The 12,197-nt window shown below is 74.5% G+C and carries 12 protein-coding genes and 1 riboswitch; of the genes, 9 read left to right on the forward strand and 3 right to left on the reverse strand.

Features of this window, described 5'->3' with window-relative positions; translation table 11 throughout:
* Window positions 1-330 precede the first annotated feature (330 nt).
* Window positions 331-591, forward strand: a complete 261-nt coding sequence (locus VM242_12740; GenBank protein HVM06029.1) for a DUF3263 domain-containing protein — start codon at window positions 331-333, stop codon at window positions 589-591.
* Between the two features lie 5 nt (window positions 592-596).
* Window positions 597-1,247: a LytR C-terminal domain-containing protein gene (locus tag VM242_12745; protein ID HVM06030.1), complete on the forward strand. Its 651-nt coding sequence runs from the start codon at window positions 597-599 to the stop codon at window positions 1,245-1,247.
* A 140-nt stretch (window positions 1,248-1,387) separates the two neighbouring features.
* On the opposite strand, the gene VM242_12750 is transcribed toward VM242_12745, so the two are convergent.
* The gene (locus tag VM242_12750) at window positions 1,388-2,179 is read right to left on the reverse strand and encodes a hypothetical protein (protein HVM06031.1); all 792 of its coding nucleotides are present in this window, start codon (window positions 2,177-2,179) and stop codon (window positions 1,388-1,390) included.
* Window positions 2,180-2,203: 24 nt separating this feature from the next.
* Between VM242_12750 and otsB the strand changes: the two genes are divergently transcribed.
* A complete protein-coding gene (gene otsB, locus VM242_12755) occupies window positions 2,204-2,998 on the forward strand; it encodes a trehalose-phosphatase (protein HVM06032.1) in 795 nt (264 codons plus the stop codon).
* On the opposite strand, the gene VM242_12760 is transcribed toward otsB, so the two are convergent.
* Window positions 2,995-4,377: a trehalose-6-phosphate synthase gene (locus VM242_12760; protein ID HVM06033.1), complete on the reverse strand. Its 1,383-nt coding sequence runs from the start codon at window positions 4,375-4,377 to the stop codon at window positions 2,995-2,997. The two genes, otsB and VM242_12760, sit on opposite strands and share 4 nt — an antisense overlap.
* A 21-nt stretch (window positions 4,378-4,398) precedes the next feature.
* On the opposite strand from VM242_12760, the gene VM242_12765 reads away from it, so the two are divergent.
* The 6 genes from VM242_12765 to groL all read left to right on the forward strand — a co-directional run bounded on the left by VM242_12765 (window position 4,399) and on the right by groL (window position 10,790).
* A complete protein-coding gene (locus tag VM242_12765) occupies window positions 4,399-5,415 on the forward strand; it encodes a glycerate kinase (protein ID HVM06034.1) in 1,017 nt (338 codons plus the stop codon).
* 4 nt (window positions 5,416-5,419) lie between these two features.
* Window positions 5,420-6,637 carry an AI-2E family transporter gene (locus VM242_12770; protein ID HVM06035.1) on the forward strand — a complete coding sequence of 406 codons (1,218 nt, stop codon included), beginning with the start codon at window positions 5,420-5,422 and terminating at the stop codon, window positions 6,635-6,637.
* A gap of 76 nt (window positions 6,638-6,713) precedes the next feature.
* Window positions 6,714-6,807: riboswitch (SAM riboswitch) on the forward strand.
* Window positions 6,808-6,814: 7 nt separating this feature from the next.
* A complete protein-coding gene (gene thrC / locus VM242_12775; protein HVM06036.1) occupies window positions 6,815-8,074 on the forward strand; it encodes a threonine synthase in 1,260 nt (419 codons plus the stop codon).
* A gap of 12 nt (window positions 8,075-8,086) precedes the next feature.
* On the forward strand, window positions 8,087-8,365 hold the full coding sequence (locus VM242_12780) for a MoaD/ThiS family protein (GenBank protein HVM06037.1): 279 nt from the start codon (window positions 8,087-8,089) through the stop codon (window positions 8,363-8,365).
* Between the two features lie 62 nt (window positions 8,366-8,427).
* The gene (locus VM242_12785) at window positions 8,428-8,919 is read left to right on the forward strand and encodes a response regulator (protein HVM06038.1); all 492 of its coding nucleotides are present in this window, start codon (window positions 8,428-8,430) and stop codon (window positions 8,917-8,919) included.
* A gap of 233 nt (window positions 8,920-9,152) precedes the next feature.
* Window positions 9,153-10,790, forward strand: a complete 1,638-nt coding sequence (gene groL, locus VM242_12790) for a chaperonin GroEL (GenBank protein HVM06039.1) — start codon at window positions 9,153-9,155, stop codon at window positions 10,788-10,790.
* A gap of 177 nt (window positions 10,791-10,967) precedes the next feature.
* Here groL and VM242_12795 read toward each other — a convergent pair.
* Window positions 10,968-12,197 (reverse strand): SpoIID/LytB domain-containing protein (locus VM242_12795; GenBank protein HVM06040.1); only part of this gene is annotated, 1,230 nt, incomplete at its 5' end.

The following is a 12,197-nucleotide window of genomic DNA, read 5'->3' on the forward strand; positions in this document are numbered from 1 at the left end:
GCGACGAGCTCCGCCACCTGGTCGGGGCGCTCGACGCCCTCGGCGACCGTCTCCAGGCCGAGCGTGCGGGCCGGCTTTTGGCGAGGGCGAATGCCGAGTCGCTCGGGTCCTGCCCTCGGGCAGGTAGGCGACCAGCCCCGCCGCCAACCTGCCGACGCCCCGGTGCGGCGGCCTGCGCATTCGTCCTCTTCGGCACTCCGGGCGGAACTTTTCGGTACATCGGAGGAAAGCCCCGTTGGTCCCCGAAGCCGACAGGGTCGGACGCCTCCCGGGCGACGGGACGGGGGAGGGTCCTTGAACTGGCCACGACCGGCTGGCAGGCTGCCCGGGATGCCGCTCTCCGATCGCGACCGCTCGATCCTCGACTTCGAGCGCATCTGGTGGACCCTGCCGGGCCCCAAGGAGCTCGCCATCCGTGAGCACCTCGACGTGTCGGCCACCCGGTACTACCGGCTGCTCGCCGAGCTGACGGACTCCAGGGAGGCCGAGGCGTACGACCCGCTGGTGGTGCGCCGGCTCCGCCTTGCCCGCGATCGCCGGCGCCGGGCGCGCTACGAGGGGCGGGCGGACGGGCGGCCCCAGATCCGGTGAGGAACATGAGGCGGGCCGGGCACGCCGCCCAGGACGGGTCGTTCGGGCGGTCGGCCGGCATGGCCGCGGGCCGCGGTGCCGTCCTCCTCGCCGTCGCCGTCATCCTCGGCATCGTCCTGCTCAACGCGGCCGACGACCCCGGGCCCGACCGCATCTCGGCCGGCGCGGAGGAGGAGGACGACGACGACGGCGGCGGCTCGTCGGACGACCCCGCCACCACCCTGCCGCCGACCACGCTGGCCACCGTCCCGCCCCGCTCGCCCCAGGAGGTGAAGGTCCTCCCCACCAACGGCACGCCGGTGAAGGGGGTGGCCGGCAAGGCCCGCGACACCCTCCAGGCGGCGGGCTACAACGTCCTGGCGCCCACCGATGCCACGAGGGCGGAGGCCAGCAACGTCTACTTCACGTCGGCCGACTTCGAGCGGGAGGCGCAGGCCGTGGCGTCGGCCCTCGGCCTGCCGGCCAACGTCGTCGTCGCCTACCCGACGGCACCGCCCCTGCCGGTCACCGACCCCAAGGGCGCCAACGTGGTGGTCGTCGTCGGCCCCGAGCTGGCCCAGCAGCTGGCGCCGGCCCCCTCCACGACGGCGACCACCCGGGCGGCGACGGCGTCGACCACGGCCACCACCCGGGCCACGGCCACCACCGCGCCGTAGGCGGTCAGCCCACCCGCCGGGTGGTGGAGGCGGCCGAAAAACCGCTGCTCAGGCCACCCGAGCCGTTCGGCCGCGTCAGCGGCCGACCCGTTTGACACCAGTCTCCCAGGGGCTCTGGCCCCTCCCGCCGAGCAGGGCGGTCAGCCCACCCGCCGGGTGGTGGAGTCGACGTCCACGACGAGCGTCCCCGGCACCGGCGGGCCGACGACGCCGTCGGGCGGGAGGAGGGTCACCCGGTAGCGGCCGGTGGTGCGCGCCCGTACGGAATGCACGACGTCGTCGTCAAGGTCGTACGCCACCCGGGCCGTCGTGTCGAGCGACCCGTCCAGCACCAGCCGCCCGCCCGTCTGCTCGGCCGTGCGCCGCACCGGCAGGCGGTAGCCGCTCTCCACCCGGGCCAGGCGCCGACCGCCCGCCGCCTCCAGGGCCACCAGCCGGCCCTCGCCCGCCAGCCGGGCCCGGGCCGGCCCGGCCAGGGCCACCGGTGCGTCGATCGTCCACCGGTCGCCGGGTGCCAGCCGCCGCTCCGGCGGGACGCCGGCGGCACCGGGGAAGAGCTCGGACAGGCCGAGGTCGGCGACGGCGGCGGCCGCGCCCTCGGTCTGCTGCACCTCCACCGGCCGGCCCCGTTGGTCGAAGCGGACGACGAAGGCCGACGGCGCCTTCCCCTCCTCGGCCAGGCGCACCGACACCCGGCTCCCGCCCTCACCGGAGTCCAGCACCTCGTGCGACGCCACGAGCTCGGTGTCGTCGACCGTGCGCCGGGCCGGCTCGTCGCCCACGGTGGTGACCGCCTCGGCGCGGACCCGGATGCGGTACTCGGCCCGCTCGCCCGCCGCCGGGACGAAGCTGAGGCGCACGGTGTCGTCCCCGCACGACGGGAGCAGGGCGAGCGACGCGAGCAGCGCACCTGCGAGCACCCGGCGTCCCACCCTGGGCAGGGTACGGTCCGGGCGGTGGAACGAGTCGACGAGCAGCTCCTCGCCCCGTTCCTCGCCGCTCCCGACCGCACCGGCATCCTGACCGACTTCGACGGGACGCTCGCCCCGATCGTCGACGACCCCACGACCTCCCGCCCCCTCCCCGAGGCGGTCGACGCCCTGCACGCGCTGGCCGCACGGTACCGGCGGGTGGCCGTCATCTCGGGGCGGCCGGCCGAGTTCCTGGCCACCCACCTCGATCTGGCCGGCCGCCCCGGGGGCGTCGTGGCCGTCGGCCTCTACGGCCTCGAGCGGGCCGACGGCGACGAGATCGTCACGCACCCCGACGGCGCCGACTGGCGGGCCGTGATCGCCGAGGTGGCCGAACGGGGCGACGAGGCGGCGCCGCCGGGCGTGATCCTGGAGCGCAAGGGCCTGTCGCTCACCGTCCACTACCGCACGTCGCCGGAGTCCCTCGAGTGGGCCCGGTCGTGGGTGGCCGAGCAGGCGGAGCGCACCGGCCTCGTGCGCCACCCGGCCCGGATGTCCGAGGAGCTGCGGCCGCCGGTGCCGGTCGACAAGGGGACGGCGCTGGCCGAGCTGGCCGAGGGCCTCGGCGCCGTGTGCTTCTTCGGGGACGACGTGGGCGACCTCCCGGCGTTCGCCGTGCTCGACCGCCTGGCGGGCGAGGGCGTGGCGACGCTGAAGGTGGGCGTGCGCAGCGAGGAGGCGCCCCCCGACCTGCTCGACGCGGCGGACGTGGTGGTCGACGGACCCGAGGGCGTGGTCGCCGTGTTCAGCCGGCTGCTGGAGCGGCGGGTGCCGGGTTAGGGCGCGCCCTTGGCGGCGGCCAGCTGGTCGCCCAGCCAGTCGAGCGGGCCCCGCCGGCGGGCGACTGCGCACAGTGCGGCGGCCCGGGTCGCCCTCTCCTCGCCCCCCATGGCCAGCGCCCGGGCCAGCACGTCGGCCGTCCCCGCGATGTCGTACGGGTTGACCGCCAGTGCCGATCCGCCCAGCAGGTCGAAGGCGCCCGCCTCCCGGCTGAGCGCCAGCACGCCGTCGCGCTCGTTGAGGCACGGGCCCTCCAGGGCGACGAGGTTCAGCCCGTCGCGCACGGGGTTCACCAGCAGCACGTCGTAGCGGCGGAGGGCGGCGACCGAACGGGGGAACGAGTCGGAGGCGTCCATGACGATGGGGGTCCACGACGGCGTCGACCAGGTGTTGTTGATGCGCTCGACCAGCGCCTCCACCTCGTTGCGGTAGGCGAGGTACTCGGGAAGCGAATCCCGGGAGGGGTAGACGGAGGCGGCGAAGACGACCTCCCCGCGCCAGGCCGGCTCCGCCTCCAGCAGCGCCTCGAAGGCGAGGAAGCCGCGGAGGAGGTTCTTGGACAGCTCGATGCGGTCCACCCGCACGATGAGCTTGCGGTCCCCCACCCGTTCGTCCAGCAGGGCCAGCTGGGCGTTGCACTCCTCGCTCGCCACGACGTCGGCGAGGTCGGCGCCGTCCACGGCCGCGGGCGACACGAACGTGGGCGGGGCGGCGCCGAGGACCTCGCGGGCGCACGCCTCGAAGGCCTGCGCCCACCTCGGGGAGTGGAACCCGCAGGCGGCCGAGGCCGCCATCCCCCCGAGCAGCTCGGCGGCGACGTCCTCGGGCAGCACGCGCAGCGAGTTGGGCCCGCAGAAGGGCGTGTGGTGGAAGTACACGCTCCGCACGTCGGGCCGCAGCTCGGCCAGCGCCGGCGCCACCAGCGGGAGGTGGTAGTCGTGGACGACCACGGTCCCGTCCTCGGGCGCCTCGTCCGCCACCGCCCGGGCGAACGCCCGGTTGACGTCCCGGAACGTCGACCACGCCTCGTGCCACCGGCGGTCGATCCGGGGCCGGCGGGGGAGGTCGAACAGGCCGTGGTTGAGGAACCACAGCGTGGCGTTGGCGACGACGTCGTAGTACTGCCGGTAGGCGCCCGGCTCGATCACCAGCGGGCGGAGCCGGAACCCTTCGGCCTCCACCACGCCCCGGCCGGCGGCCACCCGGTCGGCGTCGGAGATGGCGGCCGCGACCCACGTGGCACCCGTGCTCGCCACCGCCGGGCCCAGGCTGGTGACGAGGCCGCCGGCGCCGCGGCGGGCGACGGGCTCACCGTCGGGGCCTAGTTCGAAGGCGAGCGGTCCGCGGTTCGAGACGATGACCAACTCGGGGTGGCCCATGCCGGGTGGCACGATACCCGGGTGAAACGCGTCGTCGCCGCCCCCGACAAGTTTCGCGGGACGGCCACCGCGGCGGAGGTGGCGGGCGCGATCGCCAGGGCGGCCGGGGCCTGCGGTTGGGGTTGCGACCGGGCGCCGGTGGCGGACGGCGGCGAGGGGACGCTGGAGGCGGTGGGTGGGAGCGCCCGGCGGACGCGCGTGCGCGGGCCGCTGGGCGAGGCGGTGGAGGCGGAGTGGCGGATGCTCGCTCCCGGCGCCGGCGCGGCCCGCCCCGGGACGTCCACCGCCGTGGTGGAGATGGCGAGGGCAGCGGGGCTCGAGCTGGTGGGCGGGCCCGAGTGGAACGACCCGGTGCGCGCCTCGACGGAGGGCGTGGGCGACCTCATCACCGCCGCCCTCGCCGCCCGCGCCCGCCGGGTCGTCGTGGCGGTGGGGGGCTCCGCCTCCACCGACGGCGGCCTCGGCTGCCTCAGCGCACTCGAGCCGCACGCCCGCCTGGCGGGCGTCGAGCTGGTCGTGGCGTGCGACGTCACCACGTCCTTCGTCGACGCCGCCGAGGAGTTCGCGCCGCAGAAGGGCGCCACGCCGACCCAGGTCGAGCTGCTGCGCCGCCGGCTGGAGCGGCTGGCCCAGGTGTACCTCGAGCGTTACGGCACCGACGTGCGCGCCATCCCCGGCTCGGGTGCGGCCGGCGGGCTGGCGGGCGGGCTGGCGGCCATCGGCGCCACCCTGGTGCCGGGCTTCGACCTGGTCGCCGACACCATCGAGCTGGCCGACCGCATCGAGGGCGCCGACCTGGTGGTGACGGGCGAGGGCTTCCTCGACGAGCACAGCTTCGCCGGCAAGGCGGTGGGCGGCGTCGCCGACCTGGCCGAGGAGGCGGGCGTCCCCGTCCTCGTCGTCGTGGGCGAGGCGTTCGACGAGAGCCGGGTCCCGACCGTGTCGCTCGTCGAGCGGTTCGGCCGCCAGCGGGCCTTCGCCGACACCCTGGCGTGCGTGGAGGAGGCCGTGACGGCGCACCTGCGGGAGTTACCCTGACGTGGTGACGGATGGAATCCGCCGCGCCGGCCAGGTGGCGTGGGCCGTGATCGGGATGGCGGCGGTCGTGTTCGTCATCGGGGTCGTCGCCTGGCAGGTGCGGGTCGTCTTCCCGCCCCTGATCCTCGCCGGTGCCATCGTCTTCCTGCTCAACCCGGTGGTGACGGCCCTCCAGCGCCGCGGCATCCCCCGGGCCGCCGGCGCCGGGCTGGCGTACCTGGGCGTGCTGGGCCTGTTCATCGTGGCCGCGTCGCTGATCTATCCCATCGCCGCCGACCAGGCCGACGAGCTGAGCGGCGAGTGGCCCGAGATCCAGGACAAGGCCGAGCAGTGGGTCGACGACGTGTCCAGGGCGTCCGAGGGCACGTTCCTGGAGTTCACCCGCCAGGAGCTCGAGGACGCGTTCCAGGACGACAACGCCACGTTCCGCCAGCAGCTCAACCAGGCGCGGGACATCGGGGTGCGGATCTTCCATGTCCTGCTCATCCTGGTGCTGGCGCCGATCATCGCCTTCTACCTGCTGGTCGACGCGCCGCACATCCGCGACGTCATGGAGTCGCTCGTCCCCGACGACGCCCGGCCCGAGGTCGACCACGTCGCCAAGCGGCTGAACCGGGCCATCGGCGGCTTCTTCCGGGGCCAGCTGGTGGTGGCCGTCATCGTCGGCGTGATGTGCTCGGTCGGGCTCTTCGCCATCGGGCTCAAGTTCTGGTTCCTGGTCGGCATGATCGCCGGGTTGTTCAACGTCATCCCGCTGATCGGGCCGTGGGTGGGAGGCGTCCCCGGGCTCGTCATCGCCCTCACCACGGGCAGCAGCCTCCAGGCCCTGGGTGTGGTCGCGGTGATGGTCGTCGTCCAGCAGATCGACAACCACTTCATCACCCCCCAGGTGATGCAGCGGGCCGTTCAGCTCCATCCCGCCGCCGTCGTCCTGGCCCTGCTCGCCGGCGGCTCGCTGGGCGGGTTCTTCGGGCTCCTCCTGGCCGTTCCCGTCGCCGCCGTGCTCAAGATCCTCGGCGCCCACCTCTGGCGCGTCCACGTGCTCGGCGAGCCGCTGCCCCGGGTGGCGGCGGAGGAGGAGGCCGGGGAGGGGCCGGGGATCGTCGAGTCGCTGGGCGGCGACGCCGATCCCGACCCTCAGGGGCCGCCGGGGGGCGACGGCTCGGGCGACGGCTCGGGCGCCGGCGTGGGCGAGCCGGCGGCAGCGGGGCCACCGGCCTGACGTCGCTCGCCGGCAGGAGACCCGGTCGCGGCCCGAAGACGGTTTGCGAAGGGCTTCGGTGCCGGTCCACGATGGAGCGTCATCCAGAGCGGTCGAGGGACCGGGCCCAGCGACACCGCGGCAACCAGCGGGCGACCCCCGCCAGGTGCCAATGCCCGGAACGATGAGGAGGGAACCGTGCCGTCGACGCCATCGGGAGGTCCGTTCGTCACGGGTCTGTCCTGCCGCGAGTGCGGGCGCCCGTACCCGGCCGAGGCGCTGCACGTGTGCGAGTACTGCTTCGGGCCGCTCGAGGTCGTGTACGACTACGACGCCGTGCGCGCCGCCGTCAGCCGGGAGCGCATCGCCGCCGGCCCCACGAACATCTGGCGCTACGCCCCCCTGCTGCCCGCCGAGGCGGCCGACCCGGTGGACCTGGGCGCCGGGTTCACGCCGCTGGTGCGGGCGGAGCGGCTGGCGGCCGAGCTGGGCCTGGGCGAGCTTTGGGTCAAGAACGACACGCTGAACCCGACGGGCTCGTTCAAGGACCGGGTGGTCTCGGTGGCCCTCACCAAGGCCCGCGAGCTGGGCTTCAAGGTGGCGGCGTGCGCTTCCACCGGCAACCTGGCCAACTCCGTCGCCGCCCACGCCGCCCACGCCGGCATGGACTCCATCGTCTTCATCCCCCACGACCTCGAGCACGCCAAGGTCGTCACCACCGCCGTCTACGGCGGCCGGCTGGTCGCCGTCCAGGGCAACTACGACGACGTGAACCGCCTGTGCGCCGAGCTGGCGGGCCAGCACCCGACGTGGGCGTTCGTGAACGTCAACATCCGCACGTACTACGCCGAGGGGTCCAAGACCCTGGCGTTCGAGGTGGCCGAGCAGCTCGGGTGGCGGGCCCCGGACCACGTCGTCGTGCCCATCGCCTCCGGCAGCCAGCTCACCAAGGTGCACAAGGGTTTCGGCGAGCTCCACAAGGTCGGCCTCCTGGACGAGGAGCCCCACGTGCGGGTGTCGGGCGCCCAGGCCGCCGGCTGCTCGCCGGTGGCCACCGCCTTCGCCGACTCCTCCGACGTCATCCGCCCGCAGAAGCCGAGGACCATCGCCAAGTCGCTGGCCATCGGCAACCCGGCCGACGGGTGGTACGCCCTGGACGTGGTGCGCTCCTCCGGGGGCGCCATCGCCTCGGTCACCGACGAGGAGATCGTGGAGGGCATCCGCCTCCTGGCCCGGACCGAGGGCATCTTCGCCGAGACGGCGGGCGGGGTCACCATCGCCACGCTGGCCAAGCTGGCCGCCCAGGGCGTCGTGCAGCCCGACGAGCGGGTGGTGGCGCTGGTCACCGGCCACGGCCTGAAGACCATCGACGCGGTGAGCCCCCACGTCGGCCCCACCGTGACCATCCCGCCGACCCTGGACGCCTTCGCCGAGGCGCTGGACGCGGAGCAGTCGTAGAGTGACCGCGCCATGAGCGTCACCGTGCGGATCCCCACCCAGCTGCGCACCCTCACCGGCGGGGCGGCCGACGTCGACCTCGACGGCGGGACCGTCGGCGAGGTCCTGGCCGCCCTCGACGCCGCCCACCCCGGCTTCGGCGAGCGCCTCTTCGACGGCGACCGCAAGCTCCGCCGCTTCGTCAACGTGTTCGTCGCCGACGAGGACGTGCGGTTCCTCCAGGGGCTGGAGACGCCGGTGACGCCCGGCCAGACGGTCTCGATCGTCCCCGCCGTGGCCGGCGGCGCCTGAACCTCCCGAATCCGCCGGATCCGCTTCTCAACCCCCCGAACCGGGCTGCCGATAGCCTCAGCATGGCCGAGGTCCTGATCGTGGACGACGACGTCGACATCCGCGCCATCCTCGCCTTCACCCTGGAGGACGCCGGCTTCGAGGTGCGGGAGGCGGCCGACGGGAACCAGGCCATCGCCGCCCTCCAGCGCTCGGCGCCCGACTGCCTGGTGCTGGACGTCATGATGCCGGGGTTCGACGGGTTCGGCGTCCTCCGGGCCCGCCGCCAGTCGAACCTGGCCCCCGAGGCGAGGGTCATCCTGCTCACGGCCCGGACGGCCGAACGCGACTTCGTGCGGGGCTGGGAGCTCGGGGCCGACGAGTACCTCACCAAGCCCTTCGACCCCGACGAGCTCGTCGTCACCGTGCGCCGCCTGCTCAAGACGTCGCCCACCCAGCTGGCCGAGCGCCGCGAGGCCGAGCTGAAGAAGGCCGAGCTGCTCGAGCGCCTGGAGTCGGCGTTCAACCGCCCCCGCCGCTTCGGCGCCGAGCCCGAGGCGGGGCGCCGGGCCTGACGGCCCGGCGATGCCCTCCTCCCGGCCGGAGCCCCATCCCCGGCCTCCTCGCCGAGGCGGGGCCCCAGCCCCGCCCGGCGCCGTCCGGGCCTGACGGCCCGGCGATGCCCTCCTCCCGGCCGGGGCCCCAGGGCCGTTGGCACTCGCTTGCGTTGAGTGCCAGCTTGGTCGTACGCTTAGCACTCAGATACCGAGAGTGCTAACGCCCGCGAACCCGGGAGGGATTCACCGCGATGCCCAAGATGATTGCATTCGACGAGCAGGCCCGCCGTGCGCTCGAGAACGGCATGAACCAGCTCGCCGATGCCGTACGAGTGACGCTCGGCCCCAAGGGCCGCAACGTCGTGCTCGACAAGAAGTGGGGTGCGCCCACGATCACCAACGACGGCGTCTCCATCGCCAAGGAGATCGACCTCGAGGACCCCTACGAGCGCATCGGCGCCGAGCTGGTGAAGGAGGTCGCCAAGAAGACCGACGACGTCGCCGGTGACGGCACCACCACCGCCACCGTGCTGGCCTGGGCCATGGTCCGGGAGGGCCTGCGCAACGTGGCCGCCGGCGCCAACCCGATGTCGCTGAAGCGGGGCATCGAGGCCGCCGTCGAGGCCGCCGTCAGCGCCCTGAAGGACATCTCCAAGGACGTCGAGTCCAAGGACCAGATCGCCCAGGTGGCGTCGATCTCGGCGGCCGACAACGAGATCGGCGGGATGATCTCCGAGGCCATCGACAAGGTGGGCAAGGACGGCGTCATCACCGTCGAGGAGTCGCAGACCTTCGGCATGGAGATGGACCTGGTCGAGGGCATGCGCTTCGACAAGGGCTACATCTCCCCCTACTTCGTCACCGACCCGGAGCGCATGGAGGCGGTCCTCGAGGACGCGTACCTCCTGCTCGTCGGCTCCAAGATCAGCGCCGTCCGCGACATGCTCCCCGTGCTCGAGAAGGTCATGCAGGCCGGCCGCCCGCTGGCCATCATCGCCGAGGACGTGGAGGGCGAGGCCCTCGCCACCCTGGTCGTGAACAAGATCCGGGGCACGTTCAAGTCCGTCGCCGTCAAGGCGCCCGGCTTCGGCGAGCGCCGCAAGGCCATGCTCCAGGACATCGCCATCCTCACCGGCGGCCAGGTCATCACCGAGGAGGTCGGCCTGAAGCTCGACAACGTGGACGTCTCGCTCCTGGGCCGGGCCCGCAAGGTCACGGTCACCAAGGACGAGACCACCATCGTCGAGGGTGAGGGGTCGGAGGAGGACATCAAGGGCCGGATCAGCCAGATCAAGGCCGAGATCGAGAACACCGACTCCGAGTACGACCGGGAGAAGCTCCAGGAGCGCCTGGCCAAGCTCTCCGGCGGCGTCGCCGTCATCAAGGTTGGCGCGGCCACCGAGGTCGAGCTCAAGGAGAAGAAGCACCGCATCGAGGACGCCGTGTCCACCACCAAGGCGGCCGTCGAGGAGGGTGTGGTCGCCGGCGGCGGCGTCGCCCTGCTCCGTGCCCAGGCCCGCATCCTCGACGCAGCCGAGAAGCTGGAGGGCGACGAGGCGACCGGCGCCCGCATCGTGGCCCGGTCCGTCGAGGAGCCGCTGAAGCAGATCGCCGTGAACGCCGGCCTCGAGGGCGGCGTGGTGGTCGAGAAGGTGCGCAACCTCGAGGGTGGTGTCGGCCTCAACGCCGCCACCGGCGACTACGAGGACCTGTTCAAGGCCGGCGTCATCGACGCCGCCAAGGTCACCCGGTCCGCCCTCCAGAACGCGGCCTCCATCGCCGCCCTGTTCCTCACCACCGAGGCCGTCATCGTCGACAAGCCCGAGAAGGAAGGCGCCAACGCCGGCCACGGCGGCCACGGCGGCATGGGCGGCATGGACGACTTCTAGCCCTCCCCGGACGGCCTTTCCGGTCGGCCCGCCGAACGGCCCCGGCGCCTGGTGCGCCGGGGCCGTTCCGCGCCTACGCCCGGTGCCGCGGTTCCGGCGGCAGGAAGGGGCGCTGTGCGCCCGAATCCGCCGCCAGAGCCCCGTGCGCCGGGGGCCCGTTCCGCGTACGACCGGCGTTCAGTCGGCGGGAGCGGGGAGATCGCCCGCCGGCCCGGCCGTCGTCGGACCAGTCCGTCCGGGACGACGGCCGCCGAGCCCCGTCCCGATGCCCGCCCCGGCGACGCTCACCAGGAGCAGCCAGGCGATGCCGCCGAGCAGCGCCTTGCTCGCCGCGCTGGGTGCGCCGGCAGGACCGGGCGCCGGCGAGGCGGCCGCCGGTCCGGCGGGCCCGGCGGCGGTCGCGGCCGCCGTGTCGACGGCCAGGTCACCCGTCGCCGCCGGGGCATCGCCGCCCGGGAGCGCCTGCACGGGCCCGTCGGCGGGCGGCGGCGGGGCGGGCGCGGTGGCCGACTCCCCGGTGCGCACCGTGAACATGGTCGAGCGCAGCCCGAGGGCGCGGTCGAAGTCGATGCCGCTGACGGTGCGGGCGCCGCCCGTCCCCGCGACGTCGACCTCGAGCACACGCCCTGACGGGCCGGCCGTCCTGGTCGCCACGGCGGCGATGCGGCCGCGGTAGCCGATGCGGGCCGCCACGTCGCGCAGCGACACCGTGAGCGACCACGCCCCCGGGTCGTTGGTCGGGTAGGGGGCGGGGCGCAGGTACGGGTATCCGGCGCCGGTCGTGCCGAAGCCCTCCTCCGGGCTGGCCGAGAACCCCCCGCCGTTGGCCGAGTACACCGTCGACGCCAGCCCCTTGCCGAACAGGACGACCTGGCCCCGGGTCGCCGTGACGGCACGGTCCATGGCCGCGTACTCGACCTGGGCGCCCAGGTAGACCTGGCACTGCTGGGTGTCGCACAGTTCGCCGCCGCCGCCCATGGCTCGCAGCGCGTAGGTCCGGGCGGCGACGGCCTGCGCCCGGAGGGACGCCGCCGGCCAGCCCGGGTCGCGGACCTCGCCCATGCCCCGGAGGTACTGCTCGACGTCGACGTGGTTGACGAGGCGCAGCCCGTCTCCCGCCACCGCCTGGATGACGCCCCGGTAGCGGCTGCCCCGGGCGGCCACGCTCACGGTGCCGCCCTCGGCGGGGACCGCCCACAGTCCGCGCGGCGACGCCGCCCGGCCCGGCGTACCGCTCGCCGGAGCCGCCGCCGTGGGGGGTGTCGTCGGATCGGGGATGGTCGGGACGGGCGGCAGCGTGGCGATGGGCAGCGACGGCAGGGGCAGGAGGGGCTTGCCGCCGGGGAGCGGCAGGAGCCCGGGCACCGTCGTCGTGGTGGAGGGCGGGACCGGGGCGGCGGTCGTGGG

It is taken from the genome of Acidimicrobiales bacterium, from assembly GCA_035540975.1.
Taxonomy (GTDB): domain Bacteria; phylum Actinomycetota; class Acidimicrobiia; order Acidimicrobiales.